Annotated in this window: 22 protein-coding genes; 18 read left to right on the plus strand and 4 right to left on the minus strand. The window is 54.1% G+C overall.

The window, feature by feature from the left end:
- Positions 1-4 precede the first annotated feature (4 nt).
- The 8 genes from FIU95_RS18970 to FIU95_RS19005 all read left to right on the plus strand — a co-directional run bounded on the left by FIU95_RS18970 (position 5) and on the right by FIU95_RS19005 (position 8849).
- Positions 5-2101, plus strand: coding sequence for a hypothetical protein (locus FIU95_RS18970; RefSeq protein WP_152455531.1), 2097 nt, complete (start codon positions 5-7; stop codon positions 2099-2101).
- A complete protein-coding gene (locus tag FIU95_RS18975; RefSeq protein WP_152455533.1) occupies positions 2094-4961 on the plus strand; it encodes a tetratricopeptide repeat protein in 2868 nt (955 codons plus the stop codon). Before FIU95_RS18970 ends, FIU95_RS18975 begins: the two co-directional genes overlap by 8 nt.
- The gene (locus FIU95_RS18980) at positions 4948-5598 is read left to right on the plus strand and encodes a tetratricopeptide repeat protein (RefSeq protein WP_172975461.1); all 651 of its coding nucleotides are present in this window, start codon (positions 4948-4950) and stop codon (positions 5596-5598) included. The genes FIU95_RS18975 and FIU95_RS18980 overlap by 14 nt, the downstream gene beginning before the upstream one ends.
- Entirely contained in the window at positions 5598-5876 is a 279-nt protein-coding gene (locus tag FIU95_RS18985; protein WP_152455537.1) for a hypothetical protein, read from the plus strand. The genes FIU95_RS18980 and FIU95_RS18985 overlap by 1 nt, the downstream gene beginning before the upstream one ends.
- 236 nt (positions 5877-6112) lie before the next feature.
- Entirely contained in the window at positions 6113-6781 is a 669-nt protein-coding gene (locus tag FIU95_RS18990; protein ID WP_152455539.1) for a MotA/TolQ/ExbB proton channel family protein, read from the plus strand.
- Positions 6782-6792: 11 nt separating this feature from the next.
- Positions 6793-7320 (plus strand): biopolymer transporter ExbD, encoded by a 528-nt coding sequence (locus tag FIU95_RS18995; RefSeq protein ID WP_152455541.1) that lies wholly within the window; start codon positions 6793-6795, stop codon positions 7318-7320.
- A 1-nt stretch (position 7321) separates the two neighbouring features.
- Positions 7322-7843: a biopolymer transporter ExbD gene (locus FIU95_RS19000; protein ID WP_172975462.1), complete on the plus strand. Its 522-nt coding sequence runs from the start codon at positions 7322-7324 to the stop codon at positions 7841-7843.
- A gap of 1 nt (position 7844) precedes the next feature.
- Positions 7845-8849, plus strand: coding sequence for an AgmX/PglI C-terminal domain-containing protein (locus tag FIU95_RS19005; protein WP_152455543.1), 1005 nt, complete (start codon positions 7845-7847; stop codon positions 8847-8849).
- Between the two features lie 83 nt (positions 8850-8932).
- Here the strand turns inward: FIU95_RS19005 and FIU95_RS19010 are convergent, their stop codons facing one another.
- The gene (locus FIU95_RS19010) at positions 8933-9310 is read right to left on the minus strand and encodes a DUF2237 family protein (RefSeq protein ID WP_152455545.1); all 378 of its coding nucleotides are present in this window, start codon (positions 9308-9310) and stop codon (positions 8933-8935) included.
- A 2-nt stretch (positions 9311-9312) separates the two neighbouring features.
- Entirely contained in the window at positions 9313-9930 is a 618-nt protein-coding gene (locus FIU95_RS19015; protein ID WP_152455547.1) for a DUF2939 domain-containing protein, read from the minus strand.
- 170 nt (positions 9931-10100) lie between these two features.
- On the opposite strand from FIU95_RS19015, the gene FIU95_RS19020 reads away from it, so the two are divergent.
- The 10 genes from FIU95_RS19020 (at position 10101) to FIU95_RS19065 (ending at position 21565) form a co-directional block, all read left to right on the plus strand.
- The gene (locus tag FIU95_RS19020; RefSeq protein WP_152455549.1) at positions 10101-10844 is read left to right on the plus strand and encodes a hypothetical protein; all 744 of its coding nucleotides are present in this window, start codon (positions 10101-10103) and stop codon (positions 10842-10844) included.
- A 29-nt stretch (positions 10845-10873) separates the two neighbouring features.
- A complete protein-coding gene (locus FIU95_RS19025) occupies positions 10874-11557 on the plus strand; it encodes an RDD family protein (RefSeq protein WP_152455551.1) in 684 nt (227 codons plus the stop codon).
- Positions 11558-11563: 6 nt separating this feature from the next.
- On the plus strand, positions 11564-12535 hold the full coding sequence (locus FIU95_RS19030; protein ID WP_152455553.1) for a stage II sporulation protein M: 972 nt from the start codon (positions 11564-11566) through the stop codon (positions 12533-12535).
- The gene (locus FIU95_RS19035; protein ID WP_152455555.1) at positions 12525-14123 is read left to right on the plus strand and encodes a DUF4129 domain-containing protein; all 1599 of its coding nucleotides are present in this window, start codon (positions 12525-12527) and stop codon (positions 14121-14123) included. Before FIU95_RS19030 ends, FIU95_RS19035 begins: the two co-directional genes overlap by 11 nt.
- A complete protein-coding gene (locus FIU95_RS19040; protein ID WP_152455557.1) occupies positions 14113-15426 on the plus strand; it encodes a DUF4350 domain-containing protein in 1314 nt (437 codons plus the stop codon). The genes FIU95_RS19035 and FIU95_RS19040 overlap by 11 nt, the downstream gene beginning before the upstream one ends.
- The gene (locus FIU95_RS19045) at positions 15423-16427 is read left to right on the plus strand and encodes a MoxR family ATPase (protein WP_253868745.1); all 1005 of its coding nucleotides are present in this window, start codon (positions 15423-15425) and stop codon (positions 16425-16427) included. Before FIU95_RS19040 ends, FIU95_RS19045 begins: the two co-directional genes overlap by 4 nt.
- Positions 16424-17821 carry a DUF58 domain-containing protein gene (locus FIU95_RS19050; RefSeq protein WP_152455559.1) on the plus strand — a complete coding sequence of 466 codons (1398 nt, stop codon included), beginning with the start codon at positions 16424-16426 and terminating at the stop codon, positions 17819-17821. The genes FIU95_RS19045 and FIU95_RS19050 overlap by 4 nt, the downstream gene beginning before the upstream one ends.
- A 111-nt stretch (positions 17822-17932) precedes the next feature.
- Positions 17933-18550: a 2OG-Fe(II) oxygenase gene (locus FIU95_RS19055; protein ID WP_152455561.1), complete on the plus strand. Its 618-nt coding sequence runs from the start codon at positions 17933-17935 to the stop codon at positions 18548-18550.
- Between the two features lie 184 nt (positions 18551-18734).
- Positions 18735-19175, plus strand: coding sequence for a hypothetical protein (locus FIU95_RS19060; protein WP_152455563.1), 441 nt, complete (start codon positions 18735-18737; stop codon positions 19173-19175).
- A 233-nt stretch (positions 19176-19408) separates the two neighbouring features.
- On the plus strand, positions 19409-21565 hold the full coding sequence (locus FIU95_RS19065; RefSeq protein WP_152455565.1) for a TonB-dependent copper receptor: 2157 nt from the start codon (positions 19409-19411) through the stop codon (positions 21563-21565).
- Between the two features lie 91 nt (positions 21566-21656).
- Here FIU95_RS19065 and FIU95_RS19070 read toward each other — a convergent pair whose 3' ends face one another.
- Together FIU95_RS19070 and FIU95_RS19075 are read right to left on the minus strand one after the other, a co-directional pair.
- Positions 21657-22295 carry an outer membrane beta-barrel protein gene (locus tag FIU95_RS19070; protein ID WP_152455567.1) on the minus strand — a complete coding sequence of 213 codons (639 nt, stop codon included), beginning with the start codon at positions 22293-22295 and terminating at the stop codon, positions 21657-21659.
- Between the two features lie 149 nt (positions 22296-22444).
- The gene (locus tag FIU95_RS19075) at positions 22445-22702 is read right to left on the minus strand and encodes a type II toxin-antitoxin system HicB family antitoxin (protein WP_152455569.1); all 258 of its coding nucleotides are present in this window, start codon (positions 22700-22702) and stop codon (positions 22445-22447) included.
- Positions 22703-22796 lie beyond the last annotated feature (94 nt).

The raw sequence follows: 22796 nt of genomic DNA on the forward strand, positions 1-22796 counted from the left end.
ACCCATGAGCTACCGGCCCCTCTCCCACATAATATCCCTCAGTGTCGCTTTGCTAGGTGCCAGTTTGCCTGCTTATGGCACCGAGACCGAAGTTACCTCGGAAGAAATAGCGCCTCAGGAAAAGACGCAATCCGAAGACAAAAAGTATCGACAAGCTCAAGATATGTCTTACGGGGCAACCTTATATGAGTACTTTCAGGGCAATAACTTCGGTGCCCTTAGCACCCTGCTTGTCGCCAAACAACGTGATTCAATTAAAGTTCACCGCGACAGTGCCGCGTTGATTGAAGGGGGAATCAGCCTCAGTTTTGGTCTGCATCGGCGCGCTGCCGAACTTTTTGAGTTACAACTTCAAACCGGCAACCAAAATACAGATCCCAAACTGCACCAGGCAGCCTGGCTGAAGCTGGCAGAGCTGAACTATTTGCAGGGTGACTTTTCCCTGGCGGCAAAAAATCTGGAAAAGTCCGGAGCCATAGATTCCTCCACCCTTCCCCTTAACCTGGCCTTGCGCAGTGAAGAAATCTCCACAGCCCAGGAATTCCTTAAAAGAGCTAATCTGCCGCCGGCAGAGCGCCTACTTGGACACATCAATCTAGGCGCAGCCTTGGCCCGAAGAGGGGAGTTAGTTGCCGCCGCCGAGGAATATCGCTTCGCAAGCACACTGGCAAATGAGCAGGATAAACCCTCAGAGGATATCCTGATACTCGCTGACAAAGCGCATATCGGCGCTGGCTACGCTCTGGCATTATCAGAGCAGTTTACCCAGGCCCAAACTGAATTTTCCCAAGTGCGCCTGCACACCCCCTGGGCAACCAAAGCTCTGCTCGGGCTCGCCTGGTCTTCGATCAACAGCGAGCAATACCAGAAGGGTGTAGATGCTCTGCGTTTTTTATTGGCAGAACACCAACACAGTCCCGCCGCACGAGAGGCCAGGGTCGCCCTGCCCTATGCCTATGAAAAGCAGACTGAGCGCAATAAAGCCCTAAACGCCTATAGTGATGCAGCCAAATATTTCGAGAGCACATTGCAGCAGCTGCAGCACTTACAGCGGGCACTGTCTTCAGAACCGCTGGCGGACGCCAGTCAATTTAGCCAGTCACAACGCTACGGCTGGCTACAACTGGCTCAGGCCGCCCCCCTATTGCGGGATAACCAGCATTTTCTCTTGCCCATTTTACAGAGTGATCAATTCCAGCTACGCCTGTCAGAGCTGCGCGACCTGCAGCAGATGGATAGGGTACTCAATGACTGGTCGCAAAAAATTCCACAATGGCATTCATTGATCGAAGAGCGTCACCAAAGGCGCTCCGGCATTATCAGGCAGTACCAGAGCGCTGAGTTTGACCAGCAACTGCAAATCGCCAAGCAACACTACCGCAATCTCAACGATGCCCTGGCCCAAATAGAAGGGGAGCGTGACGCACTGACTCTGCTCGAAGCTACCGGCAACGGGGAGGGCGGAAATCACAGTGAGATATTCGAGATGCTGGAGATACTACAGGGCGCTGAGCAACGCTATCAACTACTGCGCAGTAACGGTAAAGGGTCCGACTACCAGGGCGAGACCCTGGCTAAAGCCCGTGGCATTTTATTGTGGCAAGCCAGCGAACAGTATCATCACCGCTTGTGGCAACAGCGCAAAACTCTGCAATTACTCGAAGCCAGCTTGCGCAATGGTGAGAAGCAGCTAGGTAAAACCACCGTAGAAGTGGGGCGCGCACCGCAATTGACCCAGCTTACAGAGCGTCTGGCTAGCACTGCGGCGCAATTATCCGGCCAACGCACAGCCATAGCCAAAACGGCTTCAGAGGTTGAGGCTGCCCTTCGCCGGGATATTATTGCTGAGCTGGGGCGAGAGCAATCGCGGATTCACGGTTACCAGGCCCATACCCGCCTCGCTATAGCGCGCTTACAGGATGCCTCCATGCTAGAGGCCGCCAGCCAGCCCCCGCCGGAGAACCCTGAAAAAAATACCCAGGTGGAAACGCAAGATGGCGAAAATACTCACGAAAAAGACAATGCCACAGTAGAGAAAATAACGGGGGAAAAGACCGCAGAAGCTCTATTGCCAGATAATGAAGGGGGGCAGAGTGAATAGGTTTGGTTCCAGAAGCTTTTCCCCGCGCCTGCTCACTGCCGCTATCTGCTGTATCAGTACCGCCTGCAGTAATCAATCCGCACTGACACTTGCAGATCTGCCCACGGCCACGGCTGCCTCCATTGAAGAACCTGTATCAGCGCCTCCTGAGTTGATACCGGTTGATCTCGCCACTCTGGTGCAGAGCTATCAACGGGCACTGGCCAGCCAGCCAGACCCGCAGATTCGCGCACAGATTCGTTTGCGCCTGGCCGATCTGGAAATGGAGCGACTAGAGCAACATCAGGCGGATAACCCGGAAGTTTCAGTCGGTTTTGCCAGTGCGGTGCAGCACTACCAGACACTCGCCAAAGAGAGCCCCCGAGACGACTATATTCTCTATCGTCTGGCGCGAGCTCGTGCTATGGATGGCGAAATGCCAGGCGCACTGCAAGCACTGGAGCGCATCGCCCAGGGCGCACCTGAGTCACCGTTTATGGGGGAGGTTTTATTCCGCCGAGGCGAAGCAGCTTTCAATCGCAAGGAGTATTCGGCAGCGGCACGGGACTTCCACGCATTGCTGGAGAAGGGCGAAAGCCCATTTTCCGATAATGCCCGCTATATGCTCGCCTGGTCAGAGTTTAAATCCAGCGATTACCGCCGTTCCACGGAGATATTTCTCGAGTCTCTGGATATTCTGCAGCAGCGTGCCAGCGAAGCAGAATTACCTCTGGGCCAGAAGCGCCTGCGCGAGGATAGCCTTCGTGGCCTGGCCCTGAATTTTAGTTACCTGGGCGGTGCCGAAGCTATCGAGTCCTTTAATCCCGATGGCAAACCACGAGGTTATCAGCACCTGCTGTACAGCGCTCTGGGCAATTGGTATCGAGAGAAAGAGTTATTCCGCAACAGCGCGGATACCTATCTGGCTTTTGTTAAGCACTACCCCAATAGCACTGATGCGCCATCATTACATTTGCAAGCTATTGAAACACTGCAAAATGGCGGCTTACACGATGAGGTGCTTCCAACCAAGCGGGAATTTGTACAGCGCTATGGTATTCGCAGTGAGTATTGGCAGCAGGCAGAGGCAAGTCAGCGCGAAGCCCTGGCACAATCACTGCGCCCCTGGCTTGAAGAGTTAGCCCAATTTGACCACGCGCGCGCGCAGGAACTTGCTCAGCTAGCAAGCAAGGCACCGGCTAATAAAAGTAAACAAAAACAGCAGCTCAAAGCTCAGTCTCGCAAAGCTTACCTAGCGGCAGCGGAACTCTACCGGCAGTTTTCACAGACGTTTCCACAGGACCCCCGCACTCCACCAATGGTCTTCCTGATGGCCGAATGTCTCGAGCAGGCTGGCGACTACGCTGGAGCCTGGCGCGCATACAGCCAGGTAGCCTGGGAATACCAAGACAAGAAGCATGGTGCGGAGGCTGGTTATGCAGCCATTCTTAGCTCTGCACAAGTGCATAAAGAAACACCGGACCAGGATGCCGAGCAAAAAATCCTGTGGCTGGATCGCAACATTGAGGCCAGCCTTAAATTTACCCAGAGCTGGCCACAGGATAAAAGAGCCTTACCAGTACAACTATCTGCCGCAGATAAGCTGCTACAACAGTCACGTTTTGCCGAGGCTATTGCCGCTGCACAAGCTGCAGATCAGTGGCAGCCACCAGCGAATAAGGCTCAGCAATTAAATATCGCGATGATCCTGGCTCACAGTCACTTTTCATTGAAAGATTATATGGCTGCGGAAGAAGCCTATACCCGTGCGCTGAATATACAGCCTAAGGACAGCCATTTGCGCGAGGACACACGCAAGCAACTTCAACTTTCCATCTATAGGCAGGCAGAGTTGGCACTTGCGCAACCAGCACTCACCGAGGATGGCAGAGAGATTCCCAGTGAGGAGGCGTTGCACCACCTGCTGCGAATCAGGGAGAGTGGACGCAGCGAAATTGCAGCCACCGCCCAGTATGACGCGATCAATTACCTGATGGAATTACAGCAGTGGCAGCGTGCCAGTGCTGAACTTGCAGACTTCCGGAGTTTCTATCCTGCACATCAGCTGGCACCTACCCTCGCCGCCAAGGCAGTAGTTATTTTTGAAGCCTTGAAAATGCCTGCCGCTGCAGCCGGCGAATTACTGCAACTTGCACAAAATGATCCCGACCGAGAAGTACGTCGCCAATCCTTATTCCTCGCGGCGGAAAGCTTGCAAAAAGCAGGTGAGTATCAAGGTGCCATTGAGAGTTACCGTAACTACAACAAGCTCTGGCCAAAGCCCGCTGAACAACGTCTGGAAGCGCAATATCAGTTAGTGCAACTGTACGCGCAAACCAATCAACCTAATAAACAGAATTATTGGCTACAGCAATTAGCAAAAAATTCAGAAAAATCCCCTCGGGGCCGCTACCTGTCCGCCTATTCCCAAAGCGCATTGGCAGAGCAGAGCTATGAAAAATTCGCTTCATTAAAATTGCACCTGCCGCTAAAAACCAGTCTCGCCAATAAAAGGCGCGCGATGAAAACCACCGTGGCCGATTATCGCAAGGTTCTCGAGCTGGAAATTGCGGAATTCACCACCCAGGCCAATTTCCGTTTAGCTGAAGTTTATCGACAGCTCAGCCATGACCTGATGGAATCTCAGCGCCCCAAAAACCTGAATGACCTTGAGTTAGAGCAGTACGAAATCCTACTCGAAGAGCAAGCCTTCCCTTTCGAGGAGAAGGCGATAGAGCTGCATCAGGCCAATATTCAGCGCACCAGTGATGGAATTTACGACGACTGGGTCAAACGTAGTTTTGCCTCCCTCGGCGAACTGTTACCCGCACGCTACAAAAAACCGGAAGCAACCCTGGAGTGGAGCCATGCACTGCATTGATTTGCGCAATTGCCCCAGTGGTATCTTTCGCTTCACAGCAGCACTACTGATTCTGGCGACCCTCAGCGCCTGTGGCAGCCTTCCGTTGGGTAAAAATGCTCAGCCGAAGGACGCCTCAATTGAAAATGAAGTTACGGAAAATCCTTATTTGGCGAATGCCAAGCGGGTTCCCAAAGAGGCCAGCGTCGCTATGGCCCAGGCACACGAGAGCTTTAACAACGGAGATAGCTCAACCGCAGTGCAGCAGCTACAGCAGGTCATTGAACGCTGGCCAGAACTCTCTGGCCCCTGGCTAAACCTCGGGATAGTACAGCAAAAAAGTGAACAGGCTGAGAATGCGGAAAATAGCTTTCGCAAGGCAATTGAGGCCAATGACAGTAATGTATTTGCCTGGAATCAGTTGGCTGCCCTACTACGCGACGCAGGCCGTTTCGAAGAGGCCGAACAGTGCTACCTGCAGGCGCTAAACCTTTGGCCCGACTTTAGCGATGCGCACCGCAACCTGGGTATTCTCTATGACCTCTATCTAAACAGGCCGGAAGAGGCATTACAGCAATACCGTTTGGCCCAGAGCAGTCGTGAACAAGAAGACAAATTACTCGGCGCTTGGATATTGGAACTGGAGCGTAGACTCTGATGCGAGATAAATTAATTATTCTAATGTCCGTAATATGCACCGGCTTCACCGCCCGTGCAGAAGAAATTACCACACTGGAATCCACGGTAATTGGCAGTCAGGAACAGCCCAAGGTGCTGTATATCATTCCTTGGAAGCAAGCCGACAGCCTGCAGCGCCTTGATAGTTCTCTAGCCCAAAATTTTAATACCGTTTTCAAGCACCAGGAGCTCTCAGAACTCAAACGGGAAATTCAACTGCTTAGTGCCAAGCCGGTTGTTGAAGAAAAAAATGAATAGAAAAAATAATGATACTCATCAAGCACCACAAACTAATGTAATCGTGCTTTTTTGCTGAAATTCAGCACTCCAGTGGAGCAGGGATAAGCCACCGCAGGTATTTCACTTATCAGGAATTTATTGTAGAGCCCTCATCTGGCTCCACAATATTCATCATCATGCCCAATGTCCATGGAATGGCCGTTTGGCAAAAAAATATCGCTAATTAAACACTTACTTCTGTGGAGACACTTATCATGGAATTTACTCAGGCGTTATTGCGCTTTTTCCAGAATGGCGGCCCTTTTATGTACCCTATTGCCCTGGTGCTGGTTATCGGCCTCGCTATGGTAGTGGAACGCTGGATTTTTCTTTCCCGCGCTAAGAGCGCCAATCGCCGCGCTTATCTGCAGGTATTACCGCTACTGCAAAAACGCAGTTATCAAAATGTATTACAACTGGCCCGGGACAACGATGCTGCGATGGGTCGCATTGCCGCCGCCGGTATTAATACCCTGCAATTCGCCAAGCGCGAGGAAAATATTGCATTGGCAATCGAAGAGGGCATCCTCGAAGCGGTACCGCGCTTGGAAAAGCGCACCAACTACCTGGCTACCCTGGCCAATATTGCTACCCTACTCGGTTTGTTAGGCACCATTATGGGCCTTATCGCAGCGTTCACCGCTGTAGCTGCTGCCGACCCTGCGGAAAAAGCTACTATGTTGTCTACCAGTATCTCAGTAGCAATGAATACCACCGCTTTCGGGCTTATCTCTGCGATTCCCCTTCTGCTATTTAATTCCATGCTACAAAACAAGACCAATGAGATTGTAGATAGCCTGCAGATGGCCGGAGTCAAGTTCCTAAACCTGTTGACTATGGGCCGCCCACAAAAAACGGAACAGCAGCGCGCAGTGAATGCCTGAGGGCTCTCGCCATGTTGAAATTAAATATTCGTCGCCGTGGACACGAGGAAGCAGAGCTGGACATCACCTCTTTTATGAGCCTGATGACTATCCTGGTTCCTGTACTGCTGCTCAATATGGTGTTTTCCCATATCTCAGTTTTAAAACTCAATCTTCCTGGTATCAGTGATGGAAGCATTAGTGCAACTGAACAGGAAAATCGGCAGTTGGAACTGGTATTACGCACCGCACATGTTGATATCAATTACCCGGCCGGGCAACTAGTCAGGCGAGTGGAGAATACCGATGGTGAGCCAGATATGGAAACGGTTTCCCTGATATTGCAGCAGATAAAGCGTAGCTTAAGGGAAAAATCCATCGAGAAAGACGACTTGGTTATTCTCTCGGAAAAAGGTACACCCTATAAAACCCTGGTGGCAGCAATGGATACCGCACGCAGTTATCGAGCAGTAGTTGCCGCATCAGTCGTCGATGCCGAGTTGTTCCCACAAATTTCCCTGGGCGATGCCCCCCAGCAAACAACCGTAGTGGGGAAATAAAATGATGCTTAACGCAGCCGCCAAATTACAGGAGCGGCGTCAGCGACAGAAACGACAGCAATCGAAGCTCAATCTGGTTTCTCTAATGGACATTTTCACCATTCTGGTATTTTTCCTATTGGTGAACTCCACTAGCGATGTACAGGTTTTACAAACAGACAAAACCATCAAGCTACCCAAGTCTACTTCTCAGCAAAAGCCGGAAGTTACTACCGTCGTGAGGGTGAATAACCAGCAACTATTCGTTGGTGATCGCATGATCGTCAGCATTAACGATATTGACGCTGGTAAGGAAAATATCGAGCCCCTCTTGAAGGAACTGGAGTACCGCGCCGAACGCGCCGGTGAGCTCAGCAACGAGCAAAAGCAAAGGGGACGCTCGGTTACCATTATGGGCGACGAGCAGGTTCCCTATGAGTTGCTCAAACAGATTATGCAGACCTGCGCCCAGGCAGATTACCGCGATATCTCTTTTGCTGTGGAGCAGACAGCACCAATAGATCCCGCGGGGGTGGAAAGCTGATATGAGCACTGCAACCAGCCGCTATGCCCCCTGGCAACTACAGGAAACCCTGTTGCCCTGGTCTGCTTCCAACCAGGAAGACCAGCGCTTTATAAAGTTCCTGCGTACAGGGCTTATTGTCTTCGCCGTTTGTGGTTCCATCATTACCTTTGCTCCAGTGCCGGAGCTGACCCGGGAACAAGCAGAGCGAGTGCCACCACAACTGGCCAAGGTTATCCTGGAGAAAAAGGAGCTCCCCAAGCCGAAGCCCAAACCCAAGGCCAAACCGAGGCCTGAGGAAAAAAAAACCGAGGCAGAGAAAACCAAAGAAAAACCAGAACCTAATAAAGTCGAGAAGGAAAAGCCGAAACCTGCTCCCAAACCCGAGCCCAGCAAAGTAGAGGCACCCCCTGTTGCCACTATACAAAAAGCGCGGGAAAAAGCGGCAAGCAGCGGCATCAATGCCCTGGCCGACGATCTATTGGATATGCGTGAGAGTTTTGATACGGGTGAAGTTACCCGCGGTCAGCTCAGTACCGGCAGCGCCACTGCCGCACAAACACAACGCAATATGATCAGCGATAAATCCAAAACTTCGAGTGGCGGAGTCAGGGCCGGGAGTATCAGCACTGACACAGGAGGCGTATCACTGGCGGGCCGACAAACCACCCAAGTTGAGCAGGCCCAGGCGAAGGGCTCCGCCAAACAGGCGGCGAGGAGAGTCAGAGGTGAGAAGTTGGCGCGTACCGATAATGCCATTCGCGGCATAATGGAGGCTAACAAGTCGGCGATCAATGCGATCTACAACCGCGCCTTGCGTCGTGATCCCACCCTGCAGGGTAAAATTACTGTGAAGCTGGTCATTGAAGCTAATGGCACTATTTCGTCTATCAAATTAATTGAGAGTGAGCTGAACAACCCAGCCCTGGAGCGCAAGCTGTTGGCGAGAATCCGCATGATTAACTTTGGTGCTGCGGATGTAAAAGCCACAACCCGCAATTACTCTATCGACTTCCTGCCATCCTGATCGGAATTTTAGATAATTGACATTGGCACAGCGGGGCAAATCTTTACAGCTTGCCCGCTGTGCCAATTTTTCTTTCGCACTAATTAATTCAAATCTGCAGCGTATTGTCGCAATAACTGTAGAGGTACTATCTCCAGAGCTTTCACATGGGTACGCTGTAAAAAAACTCGCGGAGCCCTATCCTGCTGCTGGGCCTCCAACCAGCGGGCGGCGCACAAACACCAGCGGTCTCCTGATACTAGCCCCGGAAAACCGTACTCCTCGATCGGCGTACTCAAGTCGTTACCACGGCTGCGGGAAAAACCTAGAAACTCTTCAGTCACCTCCACACAAACTGTGTGTGAGCCCTGATCCTCCTTGCAGGTGTTGCAGCAGCCATCGCGGAAAAAACCGGTCATCGGCTCCAAGCTGCAGGGAATAAGAGGATCACCAAATACATTTACTGAGTTATCCATTTCCATATTCAGTCCTCTGCCTCGGTGCCATTGAGCAACTCGATATCCACCAACTGCCAGTGCAAGCCGTTGCGCTGCATAGTCAGCCGCAGCTCCGCTCGGTCAGCCTCGCCATAATCCGCGCTCAGGTGGTTAATATCAGTAAAACGCCACTTGAGACGTCTCCAACTGCTCTCAGGCTTTTTTTCAGATTCCTGTTGGGCTTGTGGATAGAGATCTGCATCGGGGGCGGCATACTGACCAAACAGTCTTTGCTCCATCCCCTCCAGGTCCTCGCCGCCCCGCAGCAAGGCTGCTATCCCTTCCGGGGTGACAAATTGTTGCATCAACGGCCCCATAACAAAATTCGCACCAGCGGTCAGCAGTTCATCGAATTCCTGAGGGATCGAATTACCAATTGAGGAGCGCAGCTCTTCCTGTAATCGCACCCTTAAATTGTCACGTAATACCGGAAAATCCACATAGCGTTCCAGAGTATCGATACTTTCACGCCTTTTTTCTGGCTCCTGGGCACCCGCCATTTGTGCGGCACGCTGCAACTGCTCCATCGCATAAAAAGGCAAAGCCACATATCCAGCAACGATTAACGCCAGTACCACAATCCCCGCCCAAAGGGTTTTCTTCATTATTACCTCTCCTTATTACGTCTAGAGGGAATTTTATGCTGAGAAAGATCCATCACCTAATTTGTCCCTGTACTGGCGTGGCATTGTTCCTAAATCGTGCCTATGAGATATTCGCCCCCCAAGACTCTGCACATCCAACCAGTTAACTTTTAATAAGGACATCAGACAGGATGAGTGATATTTATCAGGCTCCCCAGGCAGAATTGGCCGGCAGGGAAGAGAGTAGTGACTTTGGTTCTGTAGAAAAGGGGCTTGCCGGAGATTATTCTTTTTCGATTGGCGATGCCATCAGTGAGGGCTGGAAACTCTCCCTTAGCAACCTCGGTACCATCTGGATTGGCCTGATACTCTACTTTGTAGGTGTTTTTGCATTAGCGTTTATATTGTTCTCGCTCTTCGGCCTCTCACTATTAGGCACCTTTGATATTGGATCATTCCTACTTTTGACTTTTATAGGTCCTATTGTATTAGTGGCGCTCTGTGCTCCTCTAATGGCAGGTATGGCCATGACGGGCATTAAAATTGCGCGAGGAGAAAAAGCATCCGGGACCGAAGTTTTTGCCTACTTCGATAAAATCATCCCCCTAGGACTCGTTTCTATTCTGACCTACATACTGATTTCTATAGGCTACGCCCTCTTTATCATTCCAGGCGTTTACCTGATGGTTGCCTATATTCTGGCTTTGCCACTAGTTGTCGATCAAAATATGGGGGCTTGGCAGGCTATGGAGGCCTCGCGCAAGGCAATTACCCACAATTGGTTCGCCTTCTTCGGTTTCTTAATTCTACTCGTCGCTATTTACCTGGTAGGAAGCTTTGCCTTCTTAATCGGCTTGATTTTTGCTCTGCCATTGATGTGTGTGGCCTACGGTATCGCTTATCGCCAGGTGTTCGGCGGCACTAGCAAAGCTTGATTTATTGAATACTCAACAGGAGCGGTGGCTTGCTGGATACCACCTATAACGTCGAAACCCCAGAGGGTATCGATCTGCGCGCACGGGCCGCCGGGCCTGTGCCGCGCATCCTCGCCTTTGCCGTGGATGTGTTCTATCGCACGCTGATACTGGCCGCTCTCGGTATAGGCTTGGCCTTTGCCAAAACTGCCGGTATGGGAATCTGGCTAGTCTGCTCCTTCCTACTGGAGTGGTTTTACCCGGTGTTTTTCGAGGTGCTGCGCGGCGGCCAAACACCGGGCAAAAAGGCCTTTGGCCTGATGGTGGTGAACGATAACCTCACCCCTATCTCCTGGGGCGCCTCCATCGTGCGCAACCTTTTGCGCTTCGCCGATTTCCTACCTTTCGCTTACGCCACCGGCATAATTGCCATGACACTGGGGCGCAACTTCCAGCGCTTGGGCGACCTGGCCGCGGGCACCCTGGTGGTCTATCGCGATACGGAAAAGGTGCCCATGGCACTGCCGGATGCAACACCGCTTCCACCGCCGCGCGACTTCAAACAGCAAGACCAGCTTGCGCTGATCAGCCTACTGGAACGCCACGAGGATTTGAGCGAGGCGCGCCAACAGGAGCTCGCCAACTTGCTCGAATCTATCACCGCCAAAAGAGACAGTGCCGCGCTGGAGTACCTGCGCTCAGTGGGCAGTTGGTTGCTGGGTGGCAGGGGCTAGGAATTCATGAGACAGAGAGATTTCGAAAATCGCCACCGCGATAGTTGGGCGCAGCTGGAAGCCTGGTTGAAAAATGACCACCACAGCGCCGAAGTGGCCGCATTGGACTTACCCGCCGCCTACCGGGAATTGTGTCAGCAATTGGCGGTAGCTAAGGAACGCCAGTACACCAACCGTTTGATCGACCATCTCAACCAGCTGGTTACCGCTGCCCACCACCGGGTTTACCGCCAGCAGACCTTGCGCCGCAAGGGGTGGCTGCACTACCTGCTGGCCGGATTCCCCCAGGCAGTGCGCGCCAACGGTCGCGTGGTGGCCCTGGCTACTGCACTGTTTTTACTGCCGGCCCTGGTGATGGGCATTGGCACCTATAACAACGACGCCCTGATTTACGCGATGATGTCGCCGGGAGACGTGCTCTCGCTGGAATCCATGTACGACCCCGGCAACCGGGTATTGGGACGCGAGCGCGGCTCGGACACCGATCTGGCCATGTTCGGCTTCTATATCAAGAACAATATCGGTATCGCCTTCCGCACTTTTGCCGGCGGCATACTGTTTGGCCTCGGCTCAATTTTTTTCCTGGTTTTCAATGGTCTCTATCTGGGCGCTGTGTTTGGGCACATCACTCGGGTGGGATTTGTCTCTACGTTTTACCCCTTTGTCATCGGCCACGGCGCTTTTGAACTGACCGCCATCGTGCTGGCCGGTGCCGCCGGGCTACTACTGGGCCGCTCCCTGGCCGATCCGGGACAGCATCGGCGCTCGGTGGCTTTGCGCCTGGCCAGTGTCGAAGCCATGAAAATTATGTACGGCACTTTCCTGATGCTGGTGATCGCCGCCTTCCTCGAAGCCTTCTGGTCCTCCAGCGCTGCCACACCCATAGCGATCAAACTCGGCTTCGGTGCTCTTCTATGGCTGCTGGTATTCGCCTATTTCGCCCTGGCCGGGCGCGGGGAGTCCCGCCATGCAAGTTAAAAACCTGGCGGTGCGCGCACGCCTGCGATCGCCCTGGGAATCCATCGACCTGGGTATCGCCCTGGCACGCAAGCACTGGCTGTCGATGTTTCTGGTTTGGCTGCTTCCGGCGGCACTACTACTGGGCGCCCTGGCCTGGGCTTTTCCCGGCCACCCCGGGTGGTCGATGTTCGCAATCTGGTGGTTAAAACCCGTGTTCGACCGCCTGCCGCTGTTTATGATCAGCCGCGCCCTATTCGGCACACCGGTCTCCGCACTGGCGGCCCTGAAGGAATTTTTCAAACACAACCGCACCGACTGGCTCGCCTGGATCACCATTCGCCGTCTGAGTCCGACCCGCTCCTTCGATATGCCCGTGACCGTGCTGGAGCAATCAAAAGGCAGTGCCCGCAGTGCGCGTCTCAGCGTGCTGCACCGCAAACACTCTGGAGCAGCCACCTGGCTGACCCTAACCGGTATCCACCTGGAGGGCTTCCTCCTGATTGCCGCCTTTATCCTGATTTACCTTTTTATTCCCGAGCAGGTTGCGGCAAACATCGACTGGGCTCCGCTGATTCGCGGTGAAACCCTGGTGCTGGAGTGGGTATCCAACGTTCTCTGCGTACTGATCATGGCCGCAGTGGCGCCGTTTTATATCGTCAGTGGCTTCTGCCTGTATATCGGCCGGCGTATTGAATTGGAGGGCTGGGATATCGAAATCCAGTTCCGCGACTTGGCCGAGCGCCACCAACGCAGCCTGCAGGCAAGCAAATCCGCTGCCGGCCGATCTTCTCCCTTGGCCTCGGTATTACTGTTGTGCGCGCTCGCCTGCACGACTCTGACACCGGCGCCACAGGCACAGGCGGAATCCCTGGAAAGCCCCCAACAGGCGCAACAGCGTATCGACGAAGTGCTCGCCGGCGAGGACTTCCACAATATTGAGCAGGTGAGTGGCTGGCGCCTTAAAGACCTCGGCGAGGAAGAGCAGGAAAAAATACCCGAGTGGCTTATCGAGCTGTTCGAGTGGCTGTTCAAGTGGCTCATGGAAAACCCTCCCGAGAGCGACGATTCCTCAGAGATCAATTGGGGGGCGCTGATCGCCAAGCCCATCGAACTATTGCTGTGGATTGCTGTAATCGCGGGCTTGATTTACCTGGGCTGGCGCCACCGTGAAGCCATTCTCAGCAGCCTGCGCTGGCAACACACCCCCAAGAAGAAAGTGGAGGTGCCAGAGACCCTGTTTGGCCTAGATGTACGTCAGTCGAGTCTGCCCGACGACGTGTGCGCAGAGGTGCTGCGCCTGTGGCAGGCCGGGGAAAAGCGCGCCGGCCTCGGCCTTTTGTACCGCGCCACCCTGTCTCACCTGATTGAGGACTTCCACTTCCACTTTGGCGATCATCTCACCGAGAGTGAATGCGCCCAATTGGTAAGCCGGCGTCAAAGGACCGCAGACGATACATCGCGCCCGGTAAGCGCTCCGCTGAGCCAGTTTGTACAGCAACTCACTGGCAGCTGGCAGCAGCTGGCCTATGCCCACCGCCCCCCCGCAGACCCACAGGTAAGCGAGTTGTGCCAGCAGTGGCAAGAGGTATTTGGCAATGACCACTAAACGCCTGTTGATCGGAATCGCCGTACTGCTGTGTGCCGGCCTGGTATGGCTGTTCCTCACTTTTTTTGAACGCTATACAGAAGAAAAGGATCGCGGCTGGGGGTCGGAAGCGCGGCGCAATCCCTTCCTGGCAGCCGAGCAGTATCTCGCCGGAGTAGGGCTGGAACCGCAGCAGGCGGAAAATATCTCCGTGCTGAATACCCTGCTGGCGGACGCCACTCTGTTTATCGCCAGTTCCAGCCAAGTCTATAACCCCCAGCGGGTCGAGGAACTGCTGCAGTGGGTGCGAGACGGTGGCCATGCTATCGTCGTCGCGCGCACCGAAGGCTTTGATTTCGAGGAGGGGCGCAGCGAAGAGCGCGACTGGCTGCTGGAAGCCCTCGGCGTCTCCATGCTGGAAGGGCATGGGGACTACTATTTTGAGCATCCACTGCAACCTCTGCTGGGAGAGGATGCAGAGCTGAAACCCGAACAGAGCCCGGGAGAGGCCCTGCGCGAATACAACCGCCGCATTGAAGAGGGCCAGGAAGAAGAGCAGGCGGAGTCTGAAAAGGAAAAGCCTCGCAATCCCGACGTGGACCCCGAAGATCTGGTCACCCTGCCCACCGCTGGCGGGAACGAGGCTCAATTACACTTCGACGCCAGCCACCTGCTCTACCATCCCGGCATCGAAGACAACACTGTCGAGGGCGCACCGGTATTTTTTGCCAAAGTCTGGCGCGACGACGAGGGCGTGCCCTTTATGCAGTTTGCCCAGGGGGAAGGCGTTATCACCCTGATGACAGACAGCACCATGTGGCAGTCGCACCGAATCGGGCATTTCGATCACGCCTACTTTTTACAGTTGCTGGCCGGAAGCGGTGATTTTGTTTTCCTCACCAGGCCACGCTTCGACTCGCTGGGATTGCTCGCACGCCAGTACGCTGCCGAATTTTTTATCTCCGGTCTGCTCGCCCTGCTGGGCTGGTTGATTTTGCGTGCGCGCCGCTTCGGTCCATTACAGCCATCGCCGGAGATAGCGCGGCGCTCCCTGTTAGAGCATATCTCCGCCTGCGGCCACTACTACTGGCGAGACGATCAGTGCCAGCGGCTACTCCGCGGGCAGCGTGAGGAGCTGTTGCGCCGCCTGGGAGCGACGGACACCAGCTCGTCTGCGCGCCAGACTCTGAGCAAAAGACTCAGCGCCACAACCAATCTCAGCGAACACAACATCATCGCCAGCCTGTGGGGCAAACCGGCGACCAGCGAAGAATCCTTTACCGAACAAATGCGCACCCTGCAGCGAATTGAGGCAGTCCTATGAGCGATACTACCCTGAATCCAGAACCCCAAACCCACAGCGAAACGCCAGACTGGCAGGCCGCGGCCGCCCAACTACAGCTACTGCGCAACAATATCAACCGCCTGTTGATCGGTCAGGAGCAGGTCGTCGAGCAGGTGCTGGTGGCTCTGCTGGCCTCCGGCCATGTCTTGCTGGAAGGCGTCCCCGGACTCGGCAAGACCCTGTTGGTGCGCACCCTGGCCAGCTGTTTTGGCGGCCACTTTCGCCGCATCCAATTCACCCCGGACCTGATGCCGGCGGATGTTACCGGCCACGCCATGTACAACATGGGCGAGAGCCGCTTCGAAGTGCGCCGTGGACCGGTGTTTACCAATCTACTGCTGGCAGATGAAATCAACCGCGCCCCGGCCAAGACCCAGGCGGCCCTGCTCGAGGTGATGCAGGAGAAGCAAGTCACTATCGACGGCAAGGCCTTTGCCGTACCCAGCCCCTTTATGGTGCTGGCCACTCAGAACCCCATCGAGCAAGAGGGCACCTACCCTCTGCCAGAGGCAGAGCTGGATCGCTTCCTACTTAAGGTTCTGATCGACTACCCCAGCCTGGAAGCCGAATTGCAACTGGCCGCCGCTGCCAGCAGCGGCCGCATAGAGAAACACCTGCGGGAGAAGGCTGCCGGTGAGATAACCGTGGAGCAGTTGCAGCAACTGCAGGCCCTGGTGCCCCAGGTAGCCCTGGACCAGCAGGTATTGGACTACGCCGTGCGCCTGGTGCGCGCCACCCGTGAAGCCAACCAGCTGCGCAGCCCGGCGGGTCCCCGCGCCAGTATCGGCCTGTTGCAGGCAGCGCGCGCCAGCGCCCTGCTGCAGGGGCGCGAGTTTGTTCTGCCAGACGACATCAAAGCCATGGCGATCCCGGTTATGCGCCACCGCGTCAGCCTGTCCCCGGATATGGAAATCGACGGCGAGACCACCGACAGCGCCCTGGCCATGATTATCGATAGCGTCGAGGCGCCGCGACTGTGACACAAAGCGCCGTCGCCACTGAAGTTCCGAGCACAAAGTCCAGTCTCGGGCGAGCAGGCCCCAGCCGCCGCCTGGTGAAACTACTCGGTTACTGGTGCCTGGCCGCTCTGGCGGTGAGTGCTGCACGTATCTGGCTGCCTCAATCTGCACAGCTGCTGCAGACTCTCTGGTGGACCGCTGGCGCGCTGTTAATCGGCGCGGCCCTGCTGGATTTCCTCACCGGGCGCAGGGTTCTGGGCCTGGGGGGCGAACGCAAACTGCCCGGTAATTTGGCCCTGGGCGTGCGTAACAGTGCGCGATTGAAACTGCACAACCGCGGCCAGCGCAGCCTCTCGCTATCCGTGTGCGACAGTGTGCCGCAACAACTGGGCAGCAGCGGGTTACCGCGCCAGGCGCTGCTGGAGCCAGATCAGGAAGTTGCCATTGAGTACACCCTGGTGCCGCACCGCCGTGGCAGTGCCGAATTCGGCCGAATCGAAGTCCTCGCCGACTCTCCCTGGGGTCTGTGGCAGACCCGTGTATGGCTCGGCAGTGAGCAAACCGTGAAGGTCTACCCCAACTTTCTCGGTATCTCCTCCCTGCAGGCGCTCTCCACCGAGCAGACCCTGCGCCATCTCGGCCTGCACCAACAGCAGCGCCGCGGCGAGGGTATGGACTTCCGCCAATTGCGCGAATACCGCCAGGGAGATAGCCAGCGCCAGGTAGATTGGCGCGCCAGTTCACGACTGCGCAAACTCATCAGCCGCGAATACCAGGACGAGCGCGATCAGGAAATTATTTACATGCTCGACTGCGGTCGGCGCATGCGTGCCAAAGACGGCGAGCTGAGCCATTTTGATCACGCCCTTAACGGCCTGCTGCTATCCGCCTATGTGGCGATCAAGCAGGGGGATGCGGTCGGCCTGCAGGCCTTCGCCGCCGCACAGGACAGCTCCGGCGGGCAGCTGCCGCCGGTGAAGGGTGAGAGTGCGATCAACCTGTTGCTGAACAATGTCTACGATCTGCACTCCGGCACCGGCAGCGTGGACTACAGCGGCGCCGCCCAACAATTACTGGTCACCCATAAGCGCCGTGCACTGGTGATCCTGATTACCAACCTGCGCGACGAAGACAGTAGCGAACTGCTCACCGCCGTGCGCCTGCTCACCCGCAACCACCTGGTGATGGTGGCGAGTCTGCGCGAGACCGCCGTGGACCGCGTGGCACAAAAGCCTATTGGAGATTTTTCCGAGGCAGTCGAGAGCGCTGCCGCGCGGGATTTTCTGCGCCGACGTGCGCGCCTATTGCAACAACTGCAGGCCTGTAATGTACTAGTGGTGGATTCCCGCCCGGAGCTTTTGCACCAGGCACTGGTGCAAGCTTATTGGCAGCTCAAGCGCAGCGGCAAAATCTGACCAGGTGCAAGCCCGGGGATTCAAATAAATGGATGCAAGAAGTAAAAAAAGAGTGATGTTAACGATGTTCCAATAAAAATAATCCCACTTTATAGGGAGCTAAAATTGACTATGTCCCAAGTCACTATCGAGCGGCTCAGCAGTGCCGAAGTAAAGCCTTCCCCCTTCCCCCATTTCTACTTAGAGCGCTCCCTGGCCTCCGACGAGGCCAGCGCCCTGATCGCAGACTTCCCCCCTCTACACAAAGGCGGCAGTTTCAACATCAAGGATGTCAAAACCTCGGAGCGCCTGCGCAGTTTTATCGAGCAGTTTGGCAGTGCCGAAGTGCGGCGTATTCTCGGTGAAAAATTCGCATTGGATCTATCTGATAAACCGATGATGGCCACCTTGCGTGGATACTCCCGGGCTAAAGATGGGCGCATTCATACAGACTCCAAAACCAAACTCATTACCGTACTGATCTATCTGAACAGCGACTGGTCGGCACCCACTGGACGCCTGCGTATCCTGCGCAGCGGCAAAAGCCTGGACGACTACAGTGATGAACTGCTACCCGGGCCGGGTTCTCTGGTGGCTTTCAAGGTGACCGATAATTGCTGGCACGGCTACCCCAGCTTTGTCGGTAAACGACAGGCGATCCAAATCAATTTTCTAAGCGGCGACAAGGCCAAGAAAAAACACCAGTTTTTTCATGGTATCAGTGCGCGATTAAAGTCTCTCTTGCGATAGAAATATCGGCTAATAGTTTTATTTGATAACAGCAACATAAAATAATTGAACTAAAAAATAGCAAAAAGCGGACCCTAAAAATTCGTTATTGGTAGTGGCACTTTTTACAGTCAGCGGGTAATCTGTTGCCACTTGCCCTCGGGGATTTATTAAGTCCACCCCGGTAACTTCAAGAACGCTATTTATGAGTCGCGCGCGCACCCGTAAAAACCGCCCACACCTGCCCCAGTGGCTGGCACTGCTGCTTTTACTGGCTTTTCTCAGCGCCCGCGGCTTGGTTCCCGCAGGGTTTATGCCCGCCGATTTCTCTGCGGGCACCCCCTACGGTCTTTGTCACGGCGACAGCCGCAGCGCCCTGTTATTAAATTCCCTGGCCAACCAGGCGCAGGATCATCATCACAACCTTGGTGATAATCACAGCGGGCACAACCACGATACACTGACCGCACATTCCTTTGCCGACAACCACTGTAATTTTTCCGCCGCTGCCAGTCTTGCCCAAGCACCAGCATTAGACCTGCATTTATTCATCGAGGGGAATATTCTCCCCCCTCACAGCAAAGGCATTAACCCCGCTCTTTCTTTACACTACAGCCGCCCCCTTATCCGCGCTCCTCCCGTTTAAAACCACGGTTTTCCTTATTTTTCACCACACAATATTCGAGGCCTGTTTCTGCGCTTCGCTGTACTGCCTTTGCCCGCATTCTTGCCGCTTAGGGTGCTGCAGCAGCCGTAGACCCACCTCGCGACAACTGTAATTCCCGCGACTCAGTCAGCGGGGGCAAACCTGTGCGCGCTTTTTTTACCGCGCTCCTTACGGCCGTACCCGACCTTCGGCCCAGAAACGGATAAGTCAGAATGCGAAAAGTTAAATCCCAAAAGAACAAGCCATTACACACTCCATTGAGCCTGGCAATTATTGCCGGCTGCACCTTTCCCGCAGCCTTAATGGCCAGCGAGGTCAATGAAAAAAAAGAGCGTGAAATGGAGCAGATGGTGGTCACCGGAGTAAAAACCGAGCAGCCACTAAATCTGCTGACGGACCCCAAAATGCCTCGTCAGCCTCTGCCTGCCAACGACGGCGCCGACTATCTAAAAACCATTCCCGGATTTTCCGTGGTACGCAAAGGTGGCACCAGTGGCGATCCCCTGTTGCGGGGCATGGGTGGTTCGCGCCTGGGCATGTTACTGGATGGAGAGTCTCTTATGGGCGGTTGTCCCGGCCGTATGGACCCGCCTACCGCCTATATTTTCCCCGAAAGCCTCGATGAAATAGAGGTAATTAAGGGCCCCCAGAGCGTCGCTCACGGACCGGGTAATTCCGCTGGGGTTGTACTTTTCAATCAGCTACAGGAACGTCCTACCGAACCCGAATGGGATATGCATGCGAGCCTGCTCGGCGGTAGCGCCGATCGAAAAGACGGGCTCTTTGACCTAGCTTACAAAACCCCGGAATTTTCCCTGCGCGGTTCGGCGACCTCTGCCTCTGCGGATGATTATGAGGATGGCGACGGTAATCAGGTGCACTCGAACTACGAGCGCTGGAGTGGCAAGGCCAATCTGGCCTGGACCCCTGACGATGACAATCGCCTGGAATTCGAAACGGCTTTTAGCGATGCCGAAGCGGCCTATGCCGACCGCGGCGTGGATGGCAGTAAATTTGCGCGCGAAAGCTACAAAGCCAAATATCGCCGCAGCAATATCGGCGATCTGCTGAATACCATCGACGTGCAGATCTATTACAACACTATCGATCACATCATGGATAATTACAGCCTGCGTGCCCCCTCGGGAATGACGACTAACCCAGTCGTGATGAATTTAGACAGCGAAACCATGGGTGCCAAGCTGAGCCTGCAGCTGAACCCTGCGGATAACATTGAGCTGACAGCAGGCCTGGATACCTGGCAAAACCGTCACCGCGGCCGCATGAGTATGAACCAGTCGATGATAGATTATCGCTCACTGAAGTGGGATGCGGATGCGGAATTTTCTCAGTTGGGCATTTTCTCCGAGGCCAGCTGGCAGTTTGCTCCCAACCAACGATGGATCGCCGGCGCCAGGCTGGACGACTGGAAAGTGAAAGATCTGCGCGAGACCATCGCGGTCTCCATGATGGCCAAAGTAGATAACCCAACCGCCGGCGAAAGCCGCTCCGAGCGACTGCCCAGCGGTTTTATGCGCTACGAGTTAGCCCTGCCGAGCCCTCCCAATAGTTCCGCCACTCTTTATGCCGGACTCGGATACAGCGAGCGCTTCCCAGATTACTGGGAACTATTCTCCCGCGAAGCGGCGGACTCCTACAGCGCGCTCAATATAGAGTCGGAAAAAACCAGTCAGCTAGATATTGGCGCTATCTATCGCACCGAAAAGTTGTCCGCCAGTATTTCCGCTTTTGCCAGTGATATCCGCGACTATCTATTAGTGCAGAATGATTACCAAAAGCCGGCGTTGATGTCAGGTATGGACACCATGTCATCCATGGATGCTGCTATGGATATGGGAGAGTCGGCAGATAGCCGGACCGTTGCGGTAATACGCAATATCCAGGCACGTACCTGGGGTTTGGAATTGGATGCCAGCTATCAATTGAACGATAACTGGCGCACCGAATTCACCGTCACTTCAGTGCGCGGTTCCAACGATACGGACAAGACTACCCTGGCCCAGCTACCCCCATTGGAAACACGCCTGGGGCTGCACTATGAGCAGGCTCAATGGTCGGCGGGTATTCTGTGGCGGGCCATTGCCAGCCAGGATCGCGTCGATGTCGGCAAGGGTAATATTATCGGACAGGACTTCGGTCCCACGGATTCTGCCGACGTACTATCGATTAATGCCGGCTGGCGCCCAAACCAGCGACTGCTGTTAACCGCTGGTATCGACAACCTGTTGGATGAGACCTATGCCGAACATATTAGCCGTGCGGGAGCGGAAATCCCCAATTTTCCGCAGCTGGATAGGGTCAATGAGCCCGGCAGAACCTTATGGATTAAAACCATTTACCGTATTTAAAATGTGCTGATTATTTTTCCGGTCTAAAAAACCGGCCATAGCATGTTAAGCGGGAAACACCTTGAATTTCCCGCTTAACATAGGTTTTTATTTAAAAACGATAGGAAAAATTCAGGCTTAAAGTACGCAGGTGCCCCAGATTTACCCTGTAGACAGAGTTAATATCGTTGTAGTTGTATTCGATAGAGGTATCAAAATCCTGGTTCCACATAAACCGGTAGCCGAGCCCTAAGTTCCAGAAAGAATCGCTGCCACTGGCGTCTATCACATGGTAGTAATGGCCGTCGTAATACCAGTCTTTTCCCTTGTCATCAACATCATACTGATGCCATTTATCTTTATGGTGATACCAATAACCATGTTTACGCACATCATTCAGATCCACGTCGGCATAGTTCCAGCCCGCCATCCAGTAGAGGCACTGAACATAGCAATTTAAGGTAAAATCCACCTTAAAATTCAGCCCCACCTGATTGATTCGCACATGGTTATCATTGAAGCGGGAAAATTGTAAATTTACCTGCCAAACACCCCCCGCGGGTGTCACTCCTACACTGACATAGCCAAAAAAATCCCGTTGATCATTGAGCTGCAGCTCTCCAGAACCCAATCCCAGCGTGGTAATAAGCCGATATTCACCCGACTCAATACCATCGAAAGGATTATTCCACTCCTTCGCAGCGACTATTGACGATAACAGCAGAGCCAGGATACATAACACTATCTTCATTCAATCCATCCTTGTAGCTCGATACCTATTCGCTCACCAAACTCGTTCAACAAACCTATTTATCTTTTTACCTTTATGGCGCTATCAGGGTTATTTGTTAGAAAAAATAGGCTATGCACAACCATTCCAATTTGTGCAGTAAGACAATCCTATACACTCTCGACATCAATAATGGCCCAGATACCGCCGGCAAAAGCGGGGTTATCACGCAAATCATCCACCTCCTGAGGTTGAGGCATTGGTTTCCCGGCTATACGTAACTCCTCCAGGCGCTGAAATATAGTTTCCGCCATTTTTTGCAGGGCGCCATCCAAGGTTTCGGCATAGCAATGACAATGCGGCAGGTCCGGTGCTATGGCACCAAAGCCGGCGTATTCGATGTTGTGAAGCACAACCGGATAGCGCATTGGAAAATTCTCTTATACATTGGCTTTCCAAAGCGTAGACGGGTTTCAATACTGCGAAGGAAATATGGCAAGTAAAATCAATTATTTCCCCAAT

It is taken from the genome of Microbulbifer sp. THAF38 (assembly GCF_009363535.1).
Taxonomy (GTDB): Bacteria; Pseudomonadota; Gammaproteobacteria; order Pseudomonadales; family Cellvibrionaceae; genus Microbulbifer.

Excerpts from the sequence above, each read along its gene's own strand:
- FIU95_RS18970 (WP_152455531.1), top strand. The coding sequence starts at position 5 with ATGAGCTACCGGCCCCTCTCCCACATAATATCCCTCAGTGTCGCTTTG.
- FIU95_RS18980 (WP_172975461.1), top strand. The coding sequence starts at position 4,948 with ATGCACTGCATTGATTTGCGCAATTGCCCCAGTGGTATCTTTCGCTTC.
- FIU95_RS18985 (WP_152455537.1), top strand. The coding sequence starts at position 5,598 with ATGCGAGATAAATTAATTATTCTAATGTCCGTAATATGCACCGGCTTC.
- FIU95_RS18990 (WP_152455539.1), top strand. The coding sequence starts at position 6,113 with ATGGAATTTACTCAGGCGTTATTGCGCTTTTTCCAGAATGGCGGCCCT.
- FIU95_RS18995 (WP_152455541.1), top strand. The coding sequence starts at position 6,793 with ATGTTGAAATTAAATATTCGTCGCCGTGGACACGAGGAAGCAGAGCTG.
- FIU95_RS19000 (WP_172975462.1), top strand. The coding sequence starts at position 7,322 with ATGATGCTTAACGCAGCCGCCAAATTACAGGAGCGGCGTCAGCGACAG.
- FIU95_RS19005 (WP_152455543.1), top strand. The coding sequence starts at position 7,845 with ATGAGCACTGCAACCAGCCGCTATGCCCCCTGGCAACTACAGGAAACC.
- FIU95_RS19010 (WP_152455545.1), bottom strand. The coding sequence starts at position 9,310 with ATGGAAATGGATAACTCAGTAAATGTATTTGGTGATCCTCTTATTCCC.
- FIU95_RS19015 (WP_152455547.1), bottom strand. The coding sequence starts at position 9,930 with ATGAAGAAAACCCTTTGGGCGGGGATTGTGGTACTGGCGTTAATCGTT.
- FIU95_RS19020 (WP_152455549.1), top strand. The coding sequence starts at position 10,101 with ATGAGTGATATTTATCAGGCTCCCCAGGCAGAATTGGCCGGCAGGGAA.
- FIU95_RS19030 (WP_152455553.1), top strand. The coding sequence starts at position 11,564 with ATGAGACAGAGAGATTTCGAAAATCGCCACCGCGATAGTTGGGCGCAG.
- FIU95_RS19035 (WP_152455555.1), top strand. The coding sequence starts at position 12,525 with ATGCAAGTTAAAAACCTGGCGGTGCGCGCACGCCTGCGATCGCCCTGG.
- FIU95_RS19040 (WP_152455557.1), top strand. The coding sequence starts at position 14,113 with ATGACCACTAAACGCCTGTTGATCGGAATCGCCGTACTGCTGTGTGCC.
- FIU95_RS19045 (WP_253868745.1), top strand. The coding sequence starts at position 15,423 with ATGAGCGATACTACCCTGAATCCAGAACCCCAAACCCACAGCGAAACG.
- FIU95_RS19055 (WP_152455561.1), top strand. The coding sequence starts at position 17,933 with ATGTCCCAAGTCACTATCGAGCGGCTCAGCAGTGCCGAAGTAAAGCCT.
- FIU95_RS19060 (WP_152455563.1), top strand. The coding sequence starts at position 18,735 with ATGAGTCGCGCGCGCACCCGTAAAAACCGCCCACACCTGCCCCAGTGG.
- FIU95_RS19065 (WP_152455565.1), top strand. The coding sequence starts at position 19,409 with ATGCGAAAAGTTAAATCCCAAAAGAACAAGCCATTACACACTCCATTG.
- FIU95_RS19070 (WP_152455567.1), bottom strand. The coding sequence starts at position 22,295 with ATGAAGATAGTGTTATGTATCCTGGCTCTGCTGTTATCGTCAATAGTC.
- FIU95_RS19075 (WP_152455569.1), bottom strand. The coding sequence starts at position 22,702 with ATGCGCTATCCGGTTGTGCTTCACAACATCGAATACGCCGGCTTTGGT.